The organism is Bradyrhizobium sp. WYCCWR 12699 (assembly GCF_032144035.1).
Classification (GTDB): Bacteria; Pseudomonadota; Alphaproteobacteria; order Rhizobiales; family Xanthobacteraceae; genus Bradyrhizobium.
Genome location: NZ_JAVTJN010000039.1, coordinates 1,877,089 through 1,900,886 on the forward strand (window position 1 = coordinate 1,877,089; position 23,798 = coordinate 1,900,886).

25 protein-coding genes are annotated in these 23,798 nt (G+C 65.6%); 13 read left to right on the plus strand and 12 right to left on the minus strand.

Translation table 11 applies throughout. The features are described from left to right. The first annotated feature begins 17 nt into the window (after nt 1-17). The gene (locus RPS27_RS39445) at nt 18-425 is read left to right on the plus strand and encodes a DUF4864 domain-containing protein (protein WP_212068783.1); all 408 of its coding nucleotides are present in this window, start codon (nt 18-20) and stop codon (nt 423-425) included. Here RPS27_RS39445 and RPS27_RS39450 read toward each other — a convergent pair. Then, the gene (locus RPS27_RS39450) at nt 422-1,687 is read right to left on the minus strand and encodes an MFS transporter (protein ID WP_212068782.1); all 1,266 of its coding nucleotides are present in this window, start codon (nt 1,685-1,687) and stop codon (nt 422-424) included. The genes RPS27_RS39445 and RPS27_RS39450 overlap by 4 nt on opposite strands. Before the next feature lie 175 nt (nt 1,688-1,862). On the opposite strand from RPS27_RS39450, the gene RPS27_RS39455 reads away from it, so the two are divergent. The 8 genes from RPS27_RS39455 to RPS27_RS39490 all read left to right on the plus strand — a co-directional run bounded on the left by RPS27_RS39455 (nt 1,863) and on the right by RPS27_RS39490 (nt 9,200). Then, the gene (locus RPS27_RS39455) at nt 1,863-2,276 is read left to right on the plus strand and encodes a hypothetical protein (RefSeq protein WP_249132355.1); all 414 of its coding nucleotides are present in this window, start codon (nt 1,863-1,865) and stop codon (nt 2,274-2,276) included. A 75-nt stretch (nt 2,277-2,351) separates the two neighbouring features. Beyond that, nucleotides 2,352-2,636 carry a hypothetical protein gene (locus RPS27_RS39460; RefSeq protein ID WP_211419699.1) on the plus strand — a complete coding sequence of 95 codons (285 nt, stop codon included), beginning with the start codon at nt 2,352-2,354 and terminating at the stop codon, nt 2,634-2,636. 9 nt (nt 2,637-2,645) lie between these two features. Beyond that, nucleotides 2,646-4,073, plus strand: a complete 1,428-nt coding sequence (locus RPS27_RS39465; RefSeq protein ID WP_212068780.1) for a TolC family protein — start codon at nt 2,646-2,648, stop codon at nt 4,071-4,073. 13 nt (nt 4,074-4,086) lie between these two features. Next, complete coding sequence (locus tag RPS27_RS39470) at nt 4,087-5,421, plus strand: multicopper oxidase family protein (protein WP_212068779.1); 1,335 nt, start codon at nt 4,087-4,089, stop codon at nt 5,419-5,421. A gap of 32 nt (nt 5,422-5,453) precedes the next feature. Then, a complete protein-coding gene (locus tag RPS27_RS39475; protein ID WP_212068778.1) occupies nt 5,454-5,906 on the plus strand; it encodes a plastocyanin/azurin family copper-binding protein in 453 nt (150 codons plus the stop codon). Nucleotides 5,907-5,921: 15 nt separating this feature from the next. Continuing rightward, nucleotides 5,922-6,224, plus strand: coding sequence for a copper-binding protein (locus RPS27_RS39480; protein WP_212068777.1), 303 nt, complete (start codon nt 5,922-5,924; stop codon nt 6,222-6,224). A gap of 339 nt (nt 6,225-6,563) precedes the next feature. Next, a complete protein-coding gene (gene flhA / locus RPS27_RS39485; protein WP_212068776.1) occupies nt 6,564-8,705 on the plus strand; it encodes a flagellar biosynthesis protein FlhA in 2,142 nt (713 codons plus the stop codon). A gap of 294 nt (nt 8,706-8,999) precedes the next feature. Then, nucleotides 9,000-9,200 (plus strand): hypothetical protein, encoded by a 201-nt coding sequence (locus tag RPS27_RS39490; protein ID WP_212068775.1) that lies wholly within the window; start codon nt 9,000-9,002, stop codon nt 9,198-9,200. Nucleotides 9,201-10,361: 1,161 nt separating this feature from the next. Here the strand turns inward: RPS27_RS39490 and RPS27_RS39495 are convergent. The 6 genes from RPS27_RS39495 to fliI form a co-directional block, all read right to left on the minus strand. Beyond that, a complete protein-coding gene (locus tag RPS27_RS39495; protein ID WP_212068774.1) occupies nt 10,362-11,579 on the minus strand; it encodes an NAD(P)/FAD-dependent oxidoreductase in 1,218 nt (405 codons plus the stop codon). A 117-nt stretch (nt 11,580-11,696) separates the two neighbouring features. Next, nucleotides 11,697-12,656, minus strand: a complete 960-nt coding sequence (locus RPS27_RS39500; RefSeq protein WP_212068773.1) for an AraC family transcriptional regulator — start codon at nt 12,654-12,656, stop codon at nt 11,697-11,699. Between the two features lie 201 nt (nt 12,657-12,857). Continuing rightward, a complete protein-coding gene (locus RPS27_RS39505) occupies nt 12,858-13,916 on the minus strand; it encodes an anti-sigma factor domain-containing protein (protein ID WP_212068772.1) in 1,059 nt (352 codons plus the stop codon). Between the two features lie 37 nt (nt 13,917-13,953). Further along, complete coding sequence (locus tag RPS27_RS39510) at nt 13,954-14,499, minus strand: sigma-70 family RNA polymerase sigma factor (protein WP_194406295.1); 546 nt, start codon at nt 14,497-14,499, stop codon at nt 13,954-13,956. Nucleotides 14,500-14,679: 180 nt separating this feature from the next. Next, complete coding sequence (gene fliJ, locus RPS27_RS39515; protein WP_011084990.1) at nt 14,680-15,099, minus strand: flagellar export protein FliJ; 420 nt, start codon at nt 15,097-15,099, stop codon at nt 14,680-14,682. A 121-nt stretch (nt 15,100-15,220) separates the two neighbouring features. Continuing rightward, nucleotides 15,221-16,546, minus strand: coding sequence for a flagellar protein export ATPase FliI (gene fliI / locus RPS27_RS39520; protein ID WP_212068771.1), 1,326 nt, complete (start codon nt 16,544-16,546; stop codon nt 15,221-15,223). 439 nt (nt 16,547-16,985) lie between these two features. Here fliI and ctrA point away from each other — a divergent pair, with 439 nt between their 5' ends. The 4 genes from ctrA (at nt 16,986) to RPS27_RS39540 (ending at nt 19,871) form a co-directional block, all read left to right on the plus strand. Next, nucleotides 16,986-17,687, plus strand: a complete 702-nt coding sequence (ctrA, locus tag RPS27_RS39525) for a response regulator transcription factor CtrA (protein WP_008138878.1) — start codon at nt 16,986-16,988, stop codon at nt 17,685-17,687. A gap of 166 nt (nt 17,688-17,853) precedes the next feature. After that, nucleotides 17,854-18,258, plus strand: coding sequence for a DUF350 domain-containing protein (locus tag RPS27_RS39530; RefSeq protein WP_194408189.1), 405 nt, complete (start codon nt 17,854-17,856; stop codon nt 18,256-18,258). A gap of 1 nt (nt 18,259) precedes the next feature. Beyond that, nucleotides 18,260-18,652 carry a hypothetical protein gene (locus RPS27_RS39535; protein ID WP_212068769.1) on the plus strand — a complete coding sequence of 131 codons (393 nt, stop codon included), beginning with the start codon at nt 18,260-18,262 and terminating at the stop codon, nt 18,650-18,652. Between the two features lie 58 nt (nt 18,653-18,710). Continuing rightward, the gene (locus RPS27_RS39540; protein ID WP_212068768.1) at nt 18,711-19,871 is read left to right on the plus strand and encodes a glutathionylspermidine synthase family protein; all 1,161 of its coding nucleotides are present in this window, start codon (nt 18,711-18,713) and stop codon (nt 19,869-19,871) included. A 170-nt stretch (nt 19,872-20,041) separates the two neighbouring features. Here RPS27_RS39540 and RPS27_RS39545 read toward each other — a convergent pair whose 3' ends face one another. From RPS27_RS39545 to RPS27_RS39565, 5 genes are all read right to left on the minus strand, one after another. Continuing rightward, on the minus strand, nt 20,042-20,914 hold the full coding sequence (locus RPS27_RS39545) for a protein-glutamate O-methyltransferase CheR (protein ID WP_211419709.1): 873 nt from the start codon (nt 20,912-20,914) through the stop codon (nt 20,042-20,044). Continuing rightward, nucleotides 20,911-22,107 (minus strand): chemotaxis response regulator protein-glutamate methylesterase, encoded by a 1,197-nt coding sequence (locus RPS27_RS39550; RefSeq protein ID WP_211419710.1) that lies wholly within the window; start codon nt 22,105-22,107, stop codon nt 20,911-20,913. The genes RPS27_RS39545 and RPS27_RS39550 overlap by 4 nt, the downstream gene beginning before the upstream one ends. Nucleotides 22,108-22,182: 75 nt before the next feature. Next, a complete protein-coding gene (locus RPS27_RS39555) occupies nt 22,183-22,548 on the minus strand; it encodes a PleD family two-component system response regulator (protein ID WP_007600538.1) in 366 nt (121 codons plus the stop codon). 73 nt (nt 22,549-22,621) lie between these two features. Next, nucleotides 22,622-23,095: a chemotaxis protein CheW gene (locus tag RPS27_RS39560; protein WP_194406288.1), complete on the minus strand. Its 474-nt coding sequence runs from the start codon at nt 23,093-23,095 to the stop codon at nt 22,622-22,624. A 24-nt stretch (nt 23,096-23,119) separates the two neighbouring features. Further along, on the minus strand, nt 23,120-23,798 hold a 679-nt coding region (locus tag RPS27_RS39565; RefSeq protein ID WP_313755091.1), incomplete at its 5' end, for a response regulator.

Genomic DNA, 23,798 nt, shown 5'->3' on the forward strand with positions numbered 1-23,798 from the left:
TCAACGCGGAGCCTGTCATGCGCATTGCCGCCTTGCTCGTCGCCATCAGCCTTGTCTTCGGCTCCACCGCAGCCCTCGCCGACGATGTCGCCGCTGCACAGGGCGTCATCCGGGCCCAGGAGCAGGCTCTTGCGCGTGACGATGCGGCCGCGGCCTATTCCCATGCCGCACCGGCGATCAAGGAGATTTTCTCCGCGCCCGACGTCTTCATGTCGATGGTGCGAAGCGGCTACGCGCCGATCTACCGGCACAAGAGCTTCGAGTTCGGCGAGAGCAAGATCGAGGGCGGCTGGATCGCGCAGCGCGTTCATATCATCGACGCCAATGGCGAAGCCTGGATCGCGCTGTACACGCTCGAGCAACAGCCGGACGGCAGCTACAAGATCACCGGCTGTTCGCTGCTGAAGGCGGGACAGGCGGTCTAGGTCGCGAAACCCGGACCGGTCCTGACCGAGCCCATCCGTGAGCGGATCAAGAGCAGCACGACGATGGCGATGTTCAGCGCGTTCCAGGCCACGCCGTTGGTGAACGCCGCGGCATACGAGCCGGTGGCATCGAAGATCACGCCCGACACCCAGCCGCCGAAGGACATGCCGAACACGGAGGCGAAGATCACGATGCCGACGCGCGTCGCCGCCTCGCTCGCCGGCATCGCCTCGCGCACGATGATGGCATAGCTCGGCACGATGCCGCCCTGGAACAGGCCGAACATCGCGGAGATGAGATAGAGCGAGGTGAGGCTGTCGAAGAACAGATAGAACACCAGCGCGAAGCCCTGCGCCAGCGATCCGACCAGCAGCGTGCGGATGCCGCCGATCTTGTCGGCGAGATAGCCGGAGCCGATCCGGCTGATGATGCCGCAAGCCATCATCAAGGACAGCATCTCAGCACCGCGCGCCACGCCGTAGCCGAGATCGCCGCAATAGGCGACGATATGCACCTGTGGCATCGCCATGGCGACGCAGCAGGAGATGCTGGCGATCGAGAGCAGAACGGTCAGCGTGTTGGTCGAGAGCTTGAGATCGACACGGGGCGGCGGCGCATTGGCGTGATCTCGGATATGGTCGTCGCCCATCTGCGCGCGCAGGACAAGGACCAGCAGCGCCATCGTGCTGGCGCAGACGATGCCGATGCCGATATGGGTGTAGCGCCAGCCGATCGTTTCCGTCCCCCAGCTCACGATCGGCGGCCACATCGTCCCGGCGACATAATTGCCGCTGGCGACGATGGTCACGGCAAGGCCGCGATAGCGCTCGAACCAGTGCGAGGCTTCCGCCATCAGCGGCGCGAAGGTCGCGGACGTGCCGAGGCCGATCAGGAAATAGGCGGCGACGAACTGCCAGAGCTGGGTCGACAAGCCTGCGAGCACATTGGCGATGCCGAGAAAGGCGATGCTGATCGCCATCGCGAGCACGATGCCGAACCTATCGGTGATCTTGCCGGCGATCACGCCGCCGAGCCCGAAGCCGAACATCATCAGCGTGAAGGCCAGCGACACCGCGCCGCGCGTGGCACCGAATTCGGCCTGCACCACGGGAATCACGACCACGACCGCCCACATGCCGACGGCACCGATCGAGCCGATCACAAGCGCAAGGACGAGACGCACCCAGGCCTGACGGGAGTCAGGGGTGAAGGACGCAGGTGTTTGGCCTGAATGATTTGGTGCGTGCACGGGGCGGACCATGACCCTCAGAATGTCGCATGGTCAAGCATCGTGGCGCGATATTGGGCATGCGCGGTGCACTGCGGTAATAAGCTCTTGGCGAGCGCGTCTTTTGCCATTAGTTTGCAATCAGCGTGTGCAACATTGCCGCGCGGAACACTTTGTCGGCCGAATGTTGCTGCGATTGACACGATCGATGCGGATCAGGGTGGGGCGGATCATCGCCCTCGCCTATCTGTTCTGCGTGCTCGCGCCGGCGGCAAGCCTTGCCTGGGGCAGCGGCCCGGCGCCGTGTCTTGATGAATCCTTGCTGGCGGATGCCATGCCGGTGCATCACCAGATGGCGGCGGCTCACGCGCATGGCGGCGCGATTCACGACCATGCACACGCCCAGCAGCAGACCGCCGCGCAGGATGCACCTGCTTCGCATCATCACGGCGGCAAGGGAGCCGTCGGGCCCTGCTGCGCGATGATGTGCGTGAGCGCGTTGCCGGCCGATCTTCCCAGCGTCGCCAAGCCGCTTCTGCCCGTCTCCGCCTGCGCGCCCGAGATCGTGGCCAGCCTGCACAGCGCGGTGCCGCCCCTGCACTACCGCCCTCCCATCGCCTGATCTGACGCGTCGATTTCGGGCCGTTGCGCGCGTTTGCGCGCGCGGACCTGTGGTCTTTCAGATCAGGGATAAATCATGCTTACGCTTTCCGGGGCGGAGTCCGCCGCATCATCTGCTGTGCGTGGACGACACTTTCGATTCCATTGGCCGCTGCTGGCCGCAACCGCGCTGGCGCTGTCCGGCTGCATGCCGGCGACCACGCAGGTCGCGGCCGCCGATCCCGCTGATCCCGCGGCGAAGGTCGCGCCTGTCGGCTATCGGTCGACCATCTCGCCCTACACCGGCCTGCGGCCTGCGGCGCCGGCCCCGTGGCGCGGCCGCAACGACGCGGTGGCGCCGCAGCCGAAGCAAGACAAGTAGGAGCGCGCCATGACACGCCATCTTGCGCGAGGCCTGCTTGTCCTCACCGCGTTCAGCGTCTCCGGCTGCGCCGCCTTCTCGCCCGACAGCGAGATGAACGCGGTCTCTGAGCTGACGAGCCAGACCATCAACAAGGACGTCGCCTTCGTGCGAACGGCGGAGGGCGCCGGCGCGGTCGACGCGCGCGTACACCAATTGCTGGCGCGCACGCTGAGCGTCGACAGTGCCGTGCAGATCGCGCTGCTCAACAACAAGGGGCTGCAGGCCGCCTATAACGAGCTTGCCTTGGCGGAGACTGATCTGGTCGAACAGAGCCTGCCGCCCAACCCGGTGTTTTCGATCTCGCGCATCACAGGCAATGGCGCCAGCGAGATCGAGCGCCAGGTGGTCGGTGACATCCTCGCGCTCGCCACCCTGCCGTTCCGCTCCGACATTGCCCGCGAACGCTTCCGCCAGGCCCAATTGCGCGCCGCTTTGGCGACGCTGCGGCTCGCCGCCGACGTCCGCCGCACCTATGTACGCGCCGTCTCAGGCAACGAGATGGTGGCGCTGCTGACGGACGCGAAGGCGACGGCGGAATCGACCGCACAGCTCGCCGTCAAGCTCGGCGAGACCGGCTCCCTCAACAAGCTGGACCAGGCCCGCGAGCAGGTGTTCTACGCCGAGACCACCGCCGACCTCGCCACCGCGCGACAGACGGCGGCGAGCGCACGCGAAAGGCTGGCGCGCCTGATGGGGCTGTGGGACGGCGGCCTCGACTTCCGTCTGCCCAACCAATTGCCGCCGCTGCCGCGCCGGCCGCAGGCCTTGCCTGGAATCGAAGCCGACGCGGTCGGCCATCGCGTCGACCTGCAGATCGCGCGGCTCGAGCTGAACGCGCTGGCGAAAGCGCTGAACCTCACCGAGGCAACGCGTTTCGTCACCCTGCTCGATCTCGCCGGCATCTCCCGTCGCACCCAGGACCCCGAAGGAGCGCCATTCCGCGAGCGCGGCTTCGACGTCCAGTTCCAGATCCCGATCTTCGACGGCGGCGAGGTGCGGGTGCGGCAGGCGGCGGAGACCTACAATCTCGCCTTCAACCGCCTCACCGAGCGCGCCGTCAACGTGCGCTCCGAGGCGCGCGATGCCTATCGCGTCTATCGCTCGACCTACGACATCGCCAGCCACTACCAGCGCGAGATCATCCCCTTGCGCAAGATCATCACCGAGGAGATGCAGCTGCGCTTCTCCAGCATGCAGGTCGACATCTTCGCGCTGCTCACCGAGGCGCGGCAGCGCCTGGCGTCGCTGCGCGGTGCGATCGACGCCAGGCAACGATTCTTCCTCGCCCAGGCCGACTTGCAGACCGCCGTCAACGGCGGCGGTGCGCCGGCCGCCGGCGGCGACAATCCAACCACCATCGCCGCGGCAGCACCTGCCGATGGCGGCGGCCACTGAGATGGAGACCAGGATGTTTTCCCGCCGAGGATTTTTGGGGACTGCCGCGCTGGTCGGCGCATCCGCGGTTCAAGGCCGCGTGCAGGCCGCGTCGATTCCGGAAGCCCCAACCATGGACAAGGTGGTGATGCAGCCGCCGCTGCACCCGATCAGCGGGCCCGACTATCGCCCCGTCGTCACGCTGAACGGCTGGTCGCTGCCGTTCCGCATGAACGGCGACTGGAAGGAATTCCATCTCGTCGCCGAGCCCGTGGTGCGCGAATTCGCCGAGGGAATGAAGGTCAATCTGTGGGGCTATAACGGCCAATCGCCGGGCCCGACGATCGAGGCGGTCGAGGGCGACAAGGTCCGCATCTTCGTGACCAACCGCTTGCCCGAATACACCACCGTGCACTGGCACGGCATGATCATCCCGAGCGGCATGGACGGCGTCGGCGGCTTGAACCAGCCGCACATCGATCCCGGCAAAACCTTCGTCTACGAGTTCGAGATGAGGAAGAGCGGGACCTTCATGTACCACCCGCATTCCGACGAGATGGTGCAGATGGCGATGGGCATGATGGGCATGGTCGTCGTGCATCCGCGCGACCCCAGCTTCCGGCCCGTCGACCGCGACTTCGTCTTCGTGATGAGCACCTATCGCGTCGACCCCGGCACCTATCTGCCGCACGTCAACGAGATGACCGACTTCAACATGTGGACCTGGAACGCACGGGTGTTTCCCGGCATCGATCCCCTGGCCGTGCGGCTCGGAGACAAGGTGCGCGTGCGCATCGGCAATCTCAGCATGACCAACCATCCGATCCATCTGCACGGCCACAGCTTCGCGGTGACCTGCACCGACGGCGGCTGGGTGCCGGAGAGCGCGCAATATCCGGAGACGACGACCGACGTGCCGGTCGGTGCCGTCAGGGTGTTCGATGTGCTCGCCGACAATCCCGGCGACTGGGCGTTCCACTGCCACAAGTCGCATCACACCATGAACGCGATGGGGCACGACGTGCGCAACCTGATCGGCGTGTCGCGCAAGGATCTCGCCAAGGCCGTCGGCAAGCTTGCGCCCGACGGCATGGCGATGGGCTCGACCGGCATGGCGATGGGCAACATGGAGATGCCCGCACCCGACAACACGCTGCCGATGATGACGGGCACCGGCCAGTTCGGCCCGATCGAGATGGGCGGCATGTTCACGGTGATGAAGATCCGCGAGGACCTTGCGCGCGACGATTACCGCGATCCCGGCTCGTACAAATTCCCGCAAGGCACCGTCGCCTACGAGGTCGCGACGCCGGCCGCGGAGCCGCCACGGCAGCGGCCCGGCAGCGCGCCGATGAAACACAAGATGTGAGCGTTTCGATGAACCACCAACTGGAGATGACGATGAAGACGATCAAACTTGGCCTCGCGCTGCTTGCGCTGTCCGCTGCGCCGGCCCTTGCGCACGACAAGCACACTCATGCGAATTTTTCGGCCGGCGAGCCCGGCGATCCCAACAAGCCCGCGCGCACGATCGAGATCCTGCTCAACGAGATGGACTACGCACCCGCCCGGATCGAGGTCAAGCGAGGCGAGCAGATCCGCTTCGTGCTGCGCAATGTCGGCAAGGAGGACCACGAATTCCTGCTCGCCACGCCTAAGGAGAATCTCGCGCATGCGGTGGAGATGAAGAAGCATCCGCACATGGAGCACGACGATCCCAACGGCGTGCGCCTCGCCCCGAGCAAGACGGCCGAGGTCCTCTGGAAATTCAGCAAGCCCGGGACGTTCGAATATTCGTGCCTCATTCCCGACCACCGCGACAACGGCATGGTCGGCCACGTCACCGTCAAGTAACGACAAGGAGCTCCCATGAACCGCATCATCAATATCACCGCCGCGCTGGCGCTGACGCTGGGCGTTACCACCGCGGCCCTGGCAGCCGGGGCTGCTGCGATCAGCGGCGAGGTCAAGAAGATCGACGAGGGCGCCGGCAAGATCACACTCAAGCACGGGCCGGCCAAGAGCCTCGGCATGGATGACCCCATGACCATGGTCTATCGCGTCAAGGACCCCGCCATGCTCAAGCAGGTCAAGGTCGGCGACAAGGTGACCTTCGAGGCCGAGGAGGCGGCATCGGGGTATACGGTGACCAAGATGGAGAGGGCGAAGTAGCTTCCATCGTCATTCCGGGGCGCGCCGCTTGGCGCGAGCCCGGAATCCATTCATCGACCAACTCCGCCGCCCGATGGATTCCGGGTTCGGCTCTGCGAGCCGCCCCGCAATGACGGGCTAAATCGGCCCAGTCCGCTCCTCTTCCGCCCCTGCGTTAACCCTTTGCTAACCATACACCCGGCAAGAATTGCCGAGTGAAGTCGAGTGTCGTCGGCCGCGTAGAACGGGAGGAACCCCGTGGACGCCAGTGCGGTGCCTCACTTTCGAAACGGCGGCCCATCGGCCGCCGCGCAGACGTTTGGGGCGCGCGGACGGCAGTCGCGCGGGGAGGCAGCTACCATGGTCGACGTCACCGCGGGACAGGGCGTAGGCACCGCAAGACCTGGCATCCCCTCCCTCAACGAGATCGTCACCATCCTCAGGCGCGGCGATATCGCGCTGGCGCTCGGCATTCTCACCATCCTGGTGGTGCTGATCCTGCCGCTGCCCGCGATCGTGCTGGACCTGTTCCTGGCGATCTCGATCACGCTCTCGATCCTGATCCTGATGACGTCGCTGTTCATCCAGACGCCACTGGAATTCTCGGCCTTCCCAACCGTGCTGCTGATCTCGACCATGCTGCGGCTGTCGCTCAACATGGCTTCGACCCGCCTGATCCTGTCGCACGGGCACGAGGGCACGGCGGCCGCCGGTCACGTCATCGAGGCCTTCGGCAGCTTCGTGATGGGCGGCAATTTCGTCATCGGCATCATCGTCTTCGCCATCCTGATCATCGTCAATTTCGTCGTCATCACCAAGGGTTCGGGCCGTATCGCGGAAGTCGCCGCCCGCTTCCACCTCGACGCCATGCCCGGCAAGCAGATGGCGATCGACGCCGACCTGTCCGCCGGACTGATCGACGAGAACGTCGCCAAGCACCGCCGCAAGGAGCTGGAGGACGAAAGCGGCTTCTTCGGCGCCATGGACGGTGCCTCCAAATTCGTCCGGGGCGATGCCATCGCCGGCCTTCTGATCGTCTTCATCAACGTCGTCGGCGGCATGATCATCGGGGTAGCGCAGCAGGGCATGTCGTTCGCCGACGCGGGGCGCAGCTACACGCTGCTCACGGTCGGTGACGGCCTCGTCACCCAGGTGCCGGCGCTGATCGTCTCGACCGCGGCCGGCCTGCTCGTCTCCAAGGCCGGCGTCTCGGGCGCCGCCGACAAGGCGCTGATGAAGCAGTTCTCCGGCTATCCGCAGGCGCTCGCGATGTCCTCCGCGGTGATGCTGGTGCTGGCGGCGCTGCCGGGCATTCCGACCCTCCCGTTCCTGGCGCTCGGCGCCGGCGCCGGCGCGCTGGCCTGGAACGCCCGCAACCGCAACCGCGTCACCGCCAAGGCCGAAGAAGCCGCCAAGGCCGCGCCTGCGGCCGGCCAGCCCGGCGCACCCGGCGCTGCCGCGACCGAGGAGCCGATCTCCGCCGCGCTCAAGATCGACGACCTCAAGATCGAGCTCGGCTATGCGCTGCTGCCGCTGGTCAACGGTCCCGACGGCACCGACCGTCTCACCGAGCAGATCAAGGCGCTGCGCCGCTCGCTGGCGATCGAGATGGGCTTCGTGATGCCGGCGGTGCGCATCCTCGACAACGTCCAGCTCGAGGCCAACACCTACATCATCAAGATCAAGGAGGTCGACGCCGGCACCGGCAAGATCTGGCCGAACCAATTCATGGTCATGGACCCCGGCGGCAGCCAGGTGCAGGTGCCCGGCATCCACACCACCGAGCCGACCTTCGGCCTGCCCGCGACCTGGGTCGATGCCAGCCTCAAGGAGGAGGCCTCGCTCAAGGGCTACACCGTGGTCGACGCAGCGACCGTGCTCTCGACCCATCTCACCGAGCTGCTCAAGGCCAACATGTCGGACCTGTTGTCCTATGGCGAGGTGCAAAAGCTGCTCAAGGAGCTGCCGAAGGAGCAGAGCGAGCTGGTCAAGGACATCGTCCCCGGCCAGGTCACGGTCTCCGGCATCCAGCGCGTGCTGCAGCTCTTGCTCGCCGAGCGCATCTCGATCCGCGACCTCTCGACCATCCTCGAAGGCATCGCCGACTCGCTGGCCTTCTCGCGCAATCCCGCGACCATGGTCGAGCACGTCCGCGCCCGCCTCGCCCGCCAGATCTGCGCGCAAAACACCTCCTATGCCGGCTACCTGCCGCTGATCGCGCTGTCGGCGAAATGGGAGCAGGCCTTCGCCGAATCCATCATCGGCCAGGGCGAGGAGCGCAGCCTTGCGATGCAGCCCTCGAAACTGTCGGAATTCATGACCGCCGTGCGCGAAGCCTTCGAGCGCGCCGCGCGCGAGGGCGAGGCGCCGGTGCTGGTCACCTCCGCGGCAATTCGCCCGTTCGTGCGGTCCCTGGTGGAACGGTTCCGGGCCCAGACCACGGTGCTGTCGCAGGCTGAGATCCACCCCAGGGCGAGGTTGAAAACGGTCGGAAGCGTCTGATTTGCCTTAAGAAGCCGTGTGTTTTTCGGCCACAGGCAAATGGTTTTTGAGTTCCAGGCGCCTTGTGGACCAAACGCAGACAAGGCGCCCGAAAGGCACATTACAGCTCTGAAATAATTGCCGAAATTCACGATCAAGGGGTTTTCCTGATCGCGATCTTTCACGTCCTGTCACGCTCTTGTGATGGCCACTTGGGAACGAATCCCCCCAATACTAGGTTGTTGGGCACCGGAAGCATGAACCTGCCCAACGACGCAGGCGACTACTTCGGGTAGATGGCGGCAGGAGCCTTCCATGAACCACTCGATTTACAGCGCAGATCGCTCGACCCATTTGAAAGTCGTGGTCGTGGCCCTCGTCGCAGGGATCGCGGTGGCAGGCTTCGGCATCACGGCCCGCACGAGTTCGGACGAAGGTCTGACCCAGACAGCCCGCGTCATCAAGGCCGGCAAGCCGGTCGCTATCACCAGCTCGAACGCGTCCCTCGTTCGCTAAGGAGATCTGACGAGTTTTTTGAATTCACGCGGCTCTTTACCAGCCCCCCAAAGTCGCCACGTGGATATGTAGACGACCCCAACCCCAAGTCGACTACAGAAAGCGCCCGCCCCCCACGGGCGCTTTCTCATGTCTGGGGTGCCGATCGTTTCCGTTGCGCACCTCTTAACCCCCATCATTGTGAGCGTCACTCTCGTGTCCCGGACGCGCTGCAACGCCCTTCGCGTTGCTGCGCAGAGCCGGGCCTAGGAAGCTGCACGGTTCCGCTGCCACATGGGCCCCGGCTCTGCAGCGCATCGTCGAAGGGACGCTGCGTTGCGTCCGGAGCACGAGAGCGGGGAGTGTGGGCCCACCTGGTTCGACATCGTCATGGCGAGCGCAGCGACTTGTCCGCTAGAGCCTCTTGGCGAAGGCGGAAGCAATCCAGAATCTCTCCGCAGCGGCAGTCTGGATTGCTTCGTGACAAGGGCTCCTCGCAATGACGGAGCAAGGCGCAGCAGCGCATTTTCCAACTTGCATTTGGCTTGAAAACACATTGCTCGCAGGCACACTTTTGCATTCTCGCGGCTCATCTCGCCCGAGCTTTTGCTTCGTTGCCTTGCCCTCGAATGAACAAGGGCGCAGGGAAGGCCGGGAGCCGGTTGGCTCCCGTGGACCGCCATGCCAAAAGCAGACTGCGTGTGCTGCGCATAGCGGAGAACAGGGCAACCGGAGACATCCCGGCCTTCCCTGCGCAGTGGTTGGAACGGCTTATGTCGCGCTCTCCTCGGGAGCGTTGCACTATTGCCCCGTCGCCTTGCGGATGGCTGATGTGTGGCCCGGTCGGGCCCGCACATCACCACAAGACTTGACGCCAGACTGCGGGCGTCAGGACCACACGATTTTGCCGTACGCTGATGGCACCGGTCGTGTGCGCGACGGCTCTGCTCACGGTTGCCCGCCCTGCAAAAGCCGGTCGCGCCGGTATCATCAGCGTCCACCGCCGCCCGGCCCGCGTTCGTGACGATCGCGATACGCCCTTGTCCTTGGGCCGGGTTGCCGCGATGGATACGCGCTTTCCGAATTTCGGTAAAGTGGAATATTTTTTGCGGTGTGCGTTGACCTGGGGCTCGCGTGTTTTGCCCGTCGGGCAACGCAAGGGCTGGTAGGGGAGCAGCGAGACTACCGCGCGCCATAGCTCGGCGGCGGTGCCTGCACGATCGGCGCGGCCGCCGCAAACAGCTCTTCCTTGCTCCCGGTGAGCGGCGGATAGATGCGCTTGCGGTTGATGATGTGCTTGGTCGCCTTCGCGGCCGCGCCGGTGGCGCGCACCTCGCGATCCCAGCCTTCGGTATAGAGCGCGCCCCAGCCGCCGAGATCGAGCACGGTGACGTACCAGTCGATCCGCAGCGGCAGCATCGGCAAGCCGGCGAGATCGGCGACCACGTTGTGACCGGCGAAGCGGCCCATGGGCCGCGCGAACTGGCAGGACATCACGGTCGGATGCAACCCGTCGACCACGCTCGAGGCGACATCGCCGGCCGCGAACACGCCGCCGACATCCGCGACCCGCATGAACGGATCGACGAGGAGACGCCCGAGGTGATCGCGCGCCTGCGGGAAGCTCGCCGCCAGGGGGCTCGCACGCATTCCGGCGCACCAGATCACGGTTTGCGCCGGAATGAACTCGCCCGAGCTCAGGTGCATGCCCGCGGCCTCGACCGACACCACGCGCACCCCGAGCCGCGTCTCGACCTCCAGCGCGGCCAAGGCCGTCTCGATGACGGGTTGCGCATGCACTCCAATGGTGGCGCCGACCGCTGGATTGGGATCGACCAGGATGATGCGGCGGCTGCCCCTGATGCCGGCACGCGCGAGCCTCGCGGGCATCTCAGCCGCAACCTCGATGCCGGTGAAGCCGGCGCCGACCACCACCACCGTCGAACGCCCCGGCGAGGGCGCGCTGCGGCCGAGCGAAACGAGATGATCGTCGAGGCGGAGCGCCGCGGCATAGGTGTCGACGTCGAAGGCGTGCTCGGCAAGACCGGGAATGTCGGGACGCATCACCTCACTGCCGAGCGCCAGCACGAGGCGGTCGTAGTGCAGCATCTCCTCGCCGCCGGCCGTGACCAGCGAGATTTTTCGCCGGGTCGGGTCGATAGCCTCGACCTCGCCGATACCGTGGCTGATACCGATCGGATCGAGCAGTTGCGCCAGCGGCAGCGCGACCTCATCGAGATCGGCTTCATAGTTGCGGACGCGGATGTTGTGATAGGGGCTGCGGTCGACGAGACGGATCTCGATGACGCCGTTCGCGCCGATCTCGTCGCGCTTGCGCGCGGCGCCTATGGCTGCCCACAGGCCTGCAAAGCCGGCGCCGAGCACGACGATACGCGCCATGTCCGCCTACTACACTTTCCAAAGCAATCCCGCGGTCCGCCCGCGCGGGCGAATATAGCTCACTAGCCCGCATCGACCAACTGCACCACCGCCGCGCCGCTGCACAAAGTCGCGAGCTCACGCCTCGCGCAATTCCGACGGCGTCGCGCCAAAGCGCTTGCGGAAGGCGCGATTGAAATAGGAGAGATCGGAAAAGCCCGAGGAATGCGCGATGTCGCTGATCTTGCGCGCCCTGGCCCGGGGATCGCCGAGCAGCTTGCGGGCCTGCAGGAGGCGCTGCTCCAGCACGAATTCGGTGAAGGTGGTGCCGGCCTGCTCGAACAGGCGCTGCGCCTGGCGCGGGCTGAGGCCCGAGCGCGTCGCGATCTCGGACAGGCAGAGATCGTTGCGGCCGAGCGCGGCCATCACGTCGGCGCGCATGAGGTCGAGGCGCGCTGCCGCATGGCCGCGGCCGCGGGCAAGGCTTGCATGCTCGGCATCGGTGCCGAGCAGGAGGCCGACGAGATCGACCATGTGCTGCGCGGTGAGACGCTGGCCCACCGCGTCGAGATGCGGCGCGTGATTGGCGGCGAGCGCGTGGTAGCGAAAGATGGTCTCGGCGACCGCGCCGTCGACGAGCAGCTGCGAGAGCTTGTCCTCGGCACGCGGATTGATCTCGAGCAGCGCACGGCGCGGCATGCGGATGGTGGTGAAGCGGTCCTCAATGGTGTGGCCGACGGTACCGGTGATGCTCATGTCGACGAGCACCATCTGGGCGGGCGCAAGCTCCACGGTGTGGCCGTTCTGCCCGACGCGGACGAGGCCCGCATGGGCGGCGATCAGGACGAGGTCGTCGCTGCCGTCGGCGAGGTGGCTCTGGGTGCGGGAATATTGCGCGGAAGCACCTTCCGGAATGGCGAGCGTGATGTTGTCGACCACGCTGACCTGAAGCCGGCAATCGATGCTGTCGCCCTGGCTCGGCCCGATATCGAGGCCGCAGGCGCCGAAGGCCCGCTCGCGCCAATGCTCGAATGCCGGGCCGTGCGGCAGACCGGTGTAGTGGTGAACGAAGATGCCGGGCGTTTTCGCTGCATCCATCTGATTTCCAGCCCCTCTTTCGGCTCCACGATCGGCGGCGCCGACTGCAATTTCCGGGGATTTGACGCCGCAAATTGCCGTGAGGTTCAAATCAGGGACCGTTTCGGGGGGAGTTGTCGGGATACGACGGCGGGATGGACCGTGGCGACAGGACGAACCTGGTCGCTTGTCGCTCCGTAGGCTCCATCCGGGCTACGGCACCTACTTCTTCGCGGGGGCCTGCGGCTGGGACGGCGGCACGGTCTCGATCAGCTTGCCCGAGAACACCGGGGCGGAGGTCGGCCGGCCGTCGGGCGAGCCGCCTGATTGCTCGACGGTGACGGCATAGGTCGCGCCGTTGACGACCTCGGCATCATAGGCGGCGAGCAGCGGACGCGCGGTGAAATCGCTGGAGCCGATCACGCCGAGCGAGCGCGGGCGCGGCAGCTTGTCGGAGATCAGCCAGAGCTCGAAGCTCTTGCCGGGCTCCGGCGTCGCGCCGACCTTGCGCACCGTGAAGTTCTTGGTCGCACCGTCGACGGTGAGAATGAAGGCGGGGCCGCCGGCCTGGCCCTGCAACAGCGCGACATATTGCGCCGACGCTGTGAGCGGCGCGCCCGGCGTCTTCACTTCCACGGTCTGGATGCGCGGTGCGGGACGCAGGGCGCCCGGCAGCGCATCGGGCAGGAAGATCTGAAGCGACAGCGTCACGAGCAACGCCGCGGCGAGCGCGCCGGCGACGGATGCGATGGAGCGCCAGCGCTTCACGCGACCCTCGAGGCGGATCACGTTGCCATCGTCGACGACCGGCGCCTGCGGCGCGCGGACCAATGCGAGATCCGGCGCATGGACTTGCGGAATGAATTGCGGCGCGACGTCGGCAAGCGCGTCGGATTCCGGGCGCGGAATTTCCGGCGGCCCGGCTTCGGCAGGCGGCTCCGCCGGGGTCTGAGCGGCCTCGATCGCAGGCTCCGCCCTCTCCGAAGCGGGCAGCTCCAGTGCAGGCGGAGGCGGCGGCGAAGTCTCCGCAAGCGCCGGCGACTGCTGTGCCGGCGCCGTGCGCGCGATCTCGGACCTGATGTTCTCCCATACGATCGGACGCGGCTCGACCGAGCCGACCATCTGGTTGAGGACGCCGAGCCGATAGGACCACGCCTGCACGATCGCGGCGAACGCCTCGTCCACCGCCATCATGGTCTCGACCTGCGCGCGCTCGTCGGCGTCGAGCGTGCCGAGCGCATATTCCGCGGCGAGCGCGATATGGTCCTCCGAATAGGCCATCACATGCAGTCCAGAACCACCCTCACAATGAACACCCTCATAGTCCGAGGCATTCGCGAATATCCAACATGCTGCGCCGCAGCCACGTCTTCACCGTGTTGACCGGGGCTGAGAATTTCTCCGCCAATTGCTCGCGGCTCCAGCCGTTGTAATAGGCAAGAAGCACGAGCCGCTGACGGTCCGGCTCGAGCCGGCCGACGCATTCCAAGAGCCGCTTCAGCTCTTCGGTCATCTCCCGGCGCGCCAGCGGGTCGGGGCTGTCGGCCGCGACCTCCATCGCCTGAGGCTCTTCCTCGATGGAGACCTCAGACTTCTTGCGCACGATGTCGATCGCACGGTTGCGCGCAATCGAGGCCATCCACGTGATCGGCGACGACAGCGCCGGATCGAACCGGCCGGCACTGTTCCAGATCTTGACGTAGGTCTCCTGAATGACCTCCTCTGCGAGATCCTGTCGGCGCAAGATACGGAGCACGACGCCAAAGAGTTTCGCGCGCGTGGCGGCGTAAAGGCGCTCGAACGCGGCCTGATCGCCCTTCGCCACCGCCTCGATCAACCCGACCAGCTCTGCTGGCGTCAGCATTCAGCCCCCCGACACGCGGCCCGTCGCGTTCCGCGAAAGCCCGGGCACCGCACCACCATAGCGCGCGACAAAGCCGACCACCAAGGGGCGCGGCGCCACGCTGTGGACAGCGCAAGCGAAAACCCGGACCTTGCGGGTCCGGGTTTGGCAAATTCCAGGATGATCTGGCGGATGGTGCCGTTAGGCGACGGCGCCGATGCGGGCGCGCATCAGGCCGATGCTGTCGAGGTCGGCCTGCTCGCGGGCGTTCTCTTCAGCGCGCTCGCGGGCCTGGTCGCGCTCGTCGAGCAGCTCGACCTTCTTCAGTTCCTCGAAGGCCTCGGCCAAAGCGGCCTTGGCTTCGTCGAGCTGGCCCTTGAGCTCGTCGGCCGAGCGGGTCAGGTTCTCGCGGCGCTGGATCGCCGCCTTGGCGTAGGTCGGGTAGGCGAAGTGCGAGGGATCGTTGATCCCGGCACGCTCTTGCTCGGTCTGGATCTCGCGCTCGAGATCGACCGACATCCGCTGGAAATCGGCAATCATGGTCTCGATCTGGGTGACCCGGCGGCGCTTCTCGTCGACCTGAAATTTCTTCAGGCGAATGAGGGTATCTCGTGACTTCATCGACTCATACTCCCCAGAAGTCCCCCCGCTGCACGTGGGACGATACCGGTCACCCCACGGGCCCAATGGGGGCCCAGACCGGTTCTGCTACTCTGTGGGATCGGATGATGACCGGACAAAGTTAGCGTTCCGTTTCCAAATTACCGAGGATGTGAGCCAACTGGCGGTAGCCGTCCGCCAGTGATGCATTTTCGTCCTTGCGCTGGCGCAGGAAGGCCTCCAGCGGCTCGTGCAGGCGGATCGCCTCGTCAACCTCGGGGCTGGAGCCGGCCCGATAGGCGCCGAGCCGGATCAATTCCTCCATGTCGGCATAGGTCGCCATCACCTGGCGCGCCCGCTGGATGACGGGCCAGAATTCCGGATCGGCCGATTTCGGCATGGTCCGGGAGACGGATTTGAGGATGTTGATCGCGGGATAGCGGCCGCGCTCGGCGATCGAGCGCTGCATCACGATGTGGCCGTCGAGGATACCGCGCACGGCGTCCGCGATCGGCTCGTTGTGGTCGTCGCCGTCGACCAGCACCGTGAAGATCGCGGTGATGGCGCCCTCCCCGAGGCCCGGGCCGGCGCGCTCGAGCAGCTTCGGCAGCTCGGTGAAGACGGTCGGCGTGTAGCCCTTCGCGGTCGGCGGCTCGCCGGCGGACAGGCCGATCTCACGCTGGGCCATGGCAAAGCGCGTCACCGAATCCATCAGGCAGAGAACGTCCTGGCCCTCGTCGCGAAAATATTCGGCGACCGCGAGCGTCAGATACGCCGCCTGGCGGCGCATCAGCGCCGGCTCGTCGGAGGTCGCGACCACGACGACGGAGCGTGCGAGACCCTCCTCGCCGAGGTCGTCCTGCAGGAATTCCTGCACCTCGCGGCCGCGTTCGCCGATCAGCCCGATGACGCTGACCGCGGCATCGACGTTGCGCGCCAGCATCGACAGCAACACCGATTTGCCGACGCCGGACCCTGCGAAGATGCCCATGCGCTGGCCGCGGCAACAGGTGAGGAAGGTGTTCATCGCGCGCACGCCGAGATCGAGCGGGCTGCCTACTCGCCTGCGCGAATGCGCCGGCGGCGGCGTGTTGCGGAACGGCATCGGGGACGCGCCTTGCGGCAGCGGGCCCTTGCCGTCGATCGGCTCGCCGAGCGCATTGACGACGCGGCCGAGCCAGGCGGACGAGGGTCGCACCAGATTGGCGGCGTTGGCGATCACGGCCTTGCAGCCGCGGCGCACGCCATCGAGGCCGGCGAACGGCATCACGACAGCATTGTTGCCGGAGAAGCCGATGACCTCGCAGGGAATCGAACGGTTGGCGCCGGTCTCGATCACGAGCCGCGCGCCGACCGACATCGCGTGAATCGGACCGGCCACCTCGACCATCAGGCCGCGCACGCCGACCACACGGCCGTAAATATTGATGCCGTCGATATCGCCGATCTGTTCGGCAAGCGCCTTCATAGCGGGGCCTTCATTAAGGGGCGCACCTTCGTAATCCCCGGGGTCGTCATGCGCGATCCCGGGACTTCACGGTGAAAACCTTAAGTTTCGCCATATTTCTGAACGGCGCTTAACTTCGTGTTTACCCGCATCATTAATCATTGCGTCACTGTCTTTGAGACTGAGCGTGACTCCCCTTCAGAAGAAGGCTGAGTCGCGGGAGTCGGTTAGGCCCGTCTCTTAAAGTGGAACTTGAACGGAGCTGGGTGACGAAAGCTGCTTCTTACGCAAGACCTTAGGGCGATTCGATAAAAATTGCACCCGGGGGACTTGCGTTCCAGAATCAGGATTTGTTAACCATCTGTTGTCAGGATCCGAATCAGTTGTTCAAAGGCGTTTTGTTGAGTGCCGCGAATGCGGCCGACCTGACGCCCAGGAGCGGCGACTATGGGGAACTGGCATGCGCGTTTTGCTGATTGAAGATGACAGCGCCGTCGCGCAGTCGATCGAGCTGATGTTGAAGTCTGAGAGCTTCAACGTCTACACGACCGATTTGGGGGAAGAAGGCGTCGATCTCGGTAAATTATACGATTACGACATTATCCTTCTCGACCTCAACCTGCCCGACATGTCCGGCTACGACGTGCTCAAGCAGCTTCGGGTCTCCAAGATCAAGACACCGATCCTGATCCTCTCCGGCCTCGCCGGCATCGAGGACAAGGTCAAGGGTCTCGGCGTCGGCGCCGACGACTACATGACCAAGCCCTTCCACAAGGACGAGCTGGTTGCCCGCATCCACGCGATCGTGCGCCGCTCCAAGGGCCATGCCCAGTCGGTCATCCAGACCGGCGACCTCGTCGTCAACCTCGACACCAAGACGGTGGAAGTCGGCGGCCAGCGCGTGCATCTGACCGGCAAGGAATATCAGATGCTGGAGCTGCTCTCGCTCCGCAAGGGCACGACCCTCACCAAGGAAATGTTCCTCAACCACCTCTATGGCGGCATGGACGAGCCTGAGCTGAAGATCATCGACGTCTTCATCTGCAAGCTCCGCAAGAAGCTCGCCAACGCCTCCGAAGGCCGCAATTTCATCGAGACCGTGTGGGGCCGCGGCTACGTGCTGCGCGAGCCGCACGAGCACGAAGAGCGCATTCCCGCCTGATCTCCTTTCGTTTACGTCGCGAGCCCGACAGGGCTCGCTCCTCCCAGCCTGGACCCCGCCGCAAATGGCGGGGTTTTGTTTTTGGGGCATCGCCTCATCTCTGGCTTAACATTTGAACCGCTATGCTTCCTCCGCCGACGAATGGTCGCTGCACGATGGGGGAACGATGATCCTGCAATCACTGGCCGGCCTGCCCGCCTTCCTGGTCTATTTCTGCACCGGGCTGATCGCGATCGTGGCGTATCTGTTCGTCTACACCCGCATCACCGCGCATAACGAGTTCCAGCTGATCCGCGACAACGAGCCGGCCGCAGCGATCGCGCTCGGCCTCAGCCTGCTCGGCTTCGTGGCGCCGCTGGTCAGCGCCATCGCGCATTCGGCCAACGTGCTGGACTGCCTGATCTGGGCCATGATCGCGCTGATCGTGCAGGTCATCGTGTTCTTTCTCGTACGCGTGCCGGTGCCGAACCTGTCCGAACGGATTGCCGCCGGCGAGCTTGCGCCGGCGATCTGGCTCGGGCTGTCCTCGCTCGCGGCCGGCCTGCTCAACGCCGCCAGCATGATCTATTGAGATGGCCGACAAACCCTCCAAAAAGGACTTCGGCAAGCGCCGGCCACGCCTGCCACAGCCATTGCCGCTGCCGACCAAGCAGCCGGTGAAGCGCTCCGGCCATGTCGCGCTGTTGGTGATGGGCACGCTCGCGGTCGGCACCACCGCCTACACTCTTATGCCGCGGCAGACCTGCGAGCCGACGCCCGGCGCCGTGCCGGGACAGACCACCACGACCTGCACCAGCAGCAGTTCATCGGGCAGCGGCAGCAGTTCGCACTCGTCGCGATCGAGCTTCTTCAGCAGCGACTCGTCGAGCCATTCCTCGTCGGGGACGTCGTCCGATTCCGGCCACAGCAGCGTCAGCCGCGGCGGCTTCGGCTCGTTCGGTCACGGTTTTTCGGGCGGCGGCTAGCGCATGTTCCGGAAAAGTGGCCACCGGTTTTCCGACAAGATCATGCGCAGGAAATAATATGCAGCGCATCACCTGCCTGGAGCGCGACGACTGGCGAGAGACCGCGGCGCAATGCGGCTTCGTCTTCCACACCATCGACGGCGAACGCTATTGGGACGAGCGTGCCTATTACGGCTTCACGCTGGACGAGATCGAGCGCGGCATCGAGACGCCGACCGGCGAGATCGACGCGATGTGCCTGGAGCTTGCCGGCCGTGTCATCGGCGAGGAACGCTATTTGCGGCGCCTGCAGATCCCGGAAGCGTTCTGGAGCCTGATCGCCGAGAGCTGGAAGCGCGACGATCGCAGCCTCTATGGCCGGCTCGATCTGAAATACGACGGCAAGTCGCCGGCCAAGCTGCTCGAATACAATGCGGACACGCCGACCTCGATCTTCGAGGCCGCGGTGTTTCAGTGGACCTGGCTCGAACAGGCGATCGAACGCCGCGTCATCCCGTCGCGTTCCGATCAGTTCAACTCCATCCATGAGCGATTGATCGCGGCATGGAAGGAGATCGCGGGCGGCCGCCATGTCCATCTCACCGGCATCACCGGCAACGAAGAGGACGCCGGCACGCTCGCTTATCTCGAGGACACCGCGCGCCAGGCCGGGCTCTCGACCAGGCTGCTCGACATCGAAGAGATCGGCTGGCGCGACGAGCCGGGCTGCTTCGTCGATCTCGACGAGAACGATATCGCGCTCGCCTTCAAGCTCTATCCCTGGGAGTGGATGTTCCACGATGCCTTCGGCGCCAAGCTGAAGGACGCAGCCACGCGCTGGATCGAGCCGCCGTGGAAGGCGGTGCTCTCCAACAAGGGAATATTGCCGCTGCTCTGGGAGATGTTTCCGAACCATCCCCATCTGCTGCCGGCGTTCTTCGAGGACGATCCGCGCGCCGCCGAGCTCGGCACCTCCTATGTGCGCAAGCCGCTGCTGTCGCGCGAAGGCGCCAATGTCACGATCGTATCAGGCGGGATGCCGCTCGACGAGCAGGCAGGCCCCTACGGCGCCGAAGGCTTCGTGCGCCAGGCGCTGGCACCGCTGCCGAATTTCTCCGGCTTCTATCCGGTGATCGGAAGCTGGCTGGTGAATCACGAGCCGTGCGGATTGTCGATCCGCGAGGACGAGAGCCCGATCACGGGCAATCGTTCGCGGTTTCTGCCGCATGCGATTTTGTGAGCGCGTTCTTTCCCTCTCCCCTTGTGGGAGAGGGTGGCTCGCCGCGAAGCGGCGAGACGGGTGAGGGGTCTCTCTCCACGAGTAGACCTCTCAGGATTCGAGTTTGCTGAAGCAACCCCTCATCCGGCGCTTCGCGCCACCTTCTCCCACAAGGGGAGAAGGAAGAACAATCACCTCGCCGCGGCGAGCTTCAGCGGCTGCGGCATCAACCCGCCCATGGGGCGGCCGGAGCGTGCGGGATTGAGCTGGTAGAGACCGCGACGCTCGGTGATGGGACGGAACGCATCGGTGATGCCGACGACGGATTCGGCGGCCCCGAGCAGCAGCGTGCCGTCGGCTTCCAGGCCCTTCGCCATCCGCTCGAAGATCACGGCCTTGGTGTCCTGGTCGAAATAGATCAGGACGTTGCGGCAGAAGATCACGTCGAACGTGCCGAGATGGGAGAAGTCCTGCAGCAGATTGAGCTGGCGGAACTGGACCATCGCGCGAATGTCGGCGTTGAGCTGCCACAGCTCGCCGGTTTGCGTGAAATACTTCATCAGGTGCTGGATCGGCAGGCCGCGCTGCACCTCGAACTGGCTGTAGATTCCGGCCTTCGACTTCTCCAGCACCTCCTGCGACAGGTCGGTCGCGACGATCTCGATGCGCCAGCCGGCGAGGGCCGCGCCCATCTCCTTGATGCACATCGCGATCGAATAGGGCTCCTGCCCCGTCGACGACGCCGCCGACCAAATGCGCAAGGATTTGCGCGCCGCGCGGGCCCGGGTCAGTCCCGGCAGAATTGTCTCGCGCAGATGATCGAACGGAATCTTGTCGCGGTAGAAGAAGGTCTCGTTGGTGGTCATGGCTTCGACCACGTCGGTGGCAAGCCGGCCGTCACCGTTCCTGATCTTAAGTACGAGATCGGGAATGCCGGGAAGGTTGGCCTTGCGCGCCAGCGGCAACAGCCGGCTCTCGACCAGATATTGCTTGTCGGGCGACAGATCGAGGCCGGAGCGCTCTTTCAGGAACTTGCGCAGATAGTCGTAATCGACCGGCGTCACGAGCGGTCTCCCGCGAACAGGCGGTTGACCTTGGCGCCGATCTGGTTGAGCGGCAGGACCGCCGCGCAGATGCCGGCATTGGCCGCCGCGCCCGGCATGCCCCAGACCACGCTGGAGGCTTCGTCCTGCGCGATCACGCTGCCGCCGGCGGCTACGATGTCCTTGCCGCCGCGCATGCCGTCCGAGCCCATGCCCGTCAGGATCACGGAGAGGATGCTGCCGTGCCAGATGTCGATGGCGGAGGTGAAGAGCGGATCGACCGCCGGCTTGCAGAAATTGACGGCGGGGCCGTCGTCGAGCGCGATCACGGTGTCCACGCCACTGCGCGCGACGCGCATGTGCTTGCCGCCGGGCGCGAGATAGATCCGTCCCGGCTTCACCGGCTCGCCGTCGACCGCCTCGGCCGCGGGCTTGCGGCTCGAGCGTGCCAGATGCTCGGCAAGGATGGTCGTGAAGGTCGGCGGCATGTGCTGGGTGATCAGCACCGGGACACGGTCGATCACGGGGCCGAGCTCGGTGACCAGCGCCATCAGCGCCTGCGGGCCGCCGGTCGAGGAGCCGATCAGCAGCACCTTGGGGGCCTGATTGGAGAACGGGCGCAGGCTCAGCGCCCCTGACGATGCAGCCGGCGCGGCGGAAGCCGATGCGGGCGCGACCGGCCGTGCAATCGGACTGCGCAGGGCCGGAGCCGGGCTCGCAGGCGCGAGCGGCGGACTTGCAACCGCGGGCTTGCGGCGCAGCCGCGCGCCGAGATGGCGGATCTTCTGGATCAGGTCGTGATGAAAGATGTCCGCGGCCGACGCCTCGCGCGTCGATTCCGGCTTCGGAATGTAATCGGCCGCGCCGAGCGACAGCGCCTTGAAGCTGATCTCCGCGTTGCGGCGGGTCAGCGTCGAGGCCATGATGATGACGAGATCGCGCTTCTTCGCCAGGAGTTGCGGCAGCGCCGAGATGCCGTCGAGCTCGGGCATTTCGATGTCGAGCACGGCAACGTCGGGATTGATGCGTTCGAGCTGGTTGACCGCCTCGAGCCCGGTGCGCAGCGAGGCTGCGACTTCCATGTCGTGCTCGGCGCCGACCCAGCGCGAGATCAGACCGCGGATGACGACGGAGTCGTCGACGATCATCACCCGCAGCGGCCCCGCTTCGCGCGAGCCGGTCGTGGTCGAATTACCTGCGAACGCAACACTCATTACTCACCAACTCAGACTGAAAGGAGACAGTTGAAAACAGGCGCCGGAGGATCCGCTCGGCCTCCGGCCGATCGCTTAGATAAGGCCGACTTCCTGGAATTTCGCCGTCACGATGTCCTTGTCGAACGGCTTCATGATGTACTCGTTGGCGCCGGCATGCAGCGCGCGCGCGATATGCGCGACGTCGTTCTCGGTGGTGCAGAACACCACCTTGGGCTGGTCGCCGCCGGGCATGCGCCTGAGATGGCCGAGGAACTCGTAACCATCCATCACGGGCATGTTCCAGTCGAGCAGCACCGCATCGGGCAAGCCGCGCTTGCAGGCCTCCAGCGCCTTCTCACCGTCCTCGGCTTCGAGAATCTGGAAGTCGAGGCCCTCCAGGATCCGGCGCGCAACTTTGCGGATGACGCTGGAATCATCAACGACGAGACAAGTGCGCATCTGAACCTCTGCTTCCTCCCCCTTTTGCGGGGGCACTTCCAATTACCGGCACGTCGGCGGCGAGGCCGCGCTATCAGGCCGCCATCATCTCGGGCGCGAGCTCGAGGACGCGATCGACGTCGAGGACGACCATGAGCTGACCGTCGAGGCGGTGGACGCCGCCGGCGAGCTTGGCCATGCGGGGATCGAGGTTGACGGGGTTCTCTTCCATGCCGGCCTCGGGCAGGCGCAGCACCTCGCCGATCTGGTCGATCAGCAGGCCATAGGATTCGCCGCGCAGGTCGACGCCGACCGCCATCGGCACCTTGCCGTCCTCGGGCTGCGGCAGGCCGAGACGGGCGCGCATGTCGACCACGGTGACGATGCGGCCGCGCAAGTTCAGCACGCCCGCGATCTCGCGCGAGGACAGCGGCACGCGGGTGACGCGCTCGGGCATGAACACGTCCTGGACGCGGGAGATCGGCAGGCCGAACAGCTGGCCGCCGATCATCGCGGTGACGTATTCGACCATGGCGCCTTCGGCGGACTGGGTCTTGTTGGTGGCCATAAGCGTATCTCCTGGTCCCGTTGGTTACGCCGCCGCCCGGCTCAGCTCGGAGGCGCCGGCGGCGCCCGCGGTCTGCTCCTTCAGCGCCGCGATCAGACCGGGACGGTCGAACTTGGCGACATAGTCGTGGAAGCCGGCCTGACGGCCGCGCTCGATCGCCGCCGGCGACACCAGCGCGGAGAGGCCGATGATCGGCATCGAGCCGAGATTGTTGTCGGAGCGGATCACCTCGGCGAACTCGAACCCGTTCATGTCGGGCATCTCGATGTCGGTCAGCACCACGTCGAAGCTCTGCGCGCGCAGGGCAGCCAGGCCCTCCTGCGCGGTCGGCGCGGTGCGGACGCGGTAGCCGGCGGCCTTGAGGACGGGAGCCAGCATGTTGCGGAAGAACGCGCTGTCGTCGACCAGGAGCACCGACTGCGAGTGCAGCGACGGCTTCATCTCCTTGCGGGTGAACCAGTCGGAGAACGCCATGGGCAGGAAGTGGCCGACGTCGATCACCTCGGTGGCCTGGCCCTTGATCACGGCCGAACCGAGGATGCCGGAGGAGGAGCCGCCGACCTCGATGTTGAGGCGCTCCTCGACGATGTCGATGATCTCGTCGACGACGAGACCCATGGAGCGACCGTCGTCGGCGAACACCAGGATCGGCTGGGCGCCCTGGCTTGCGATGGTGACGCCGTCCATGGCGACGAGCGGCATC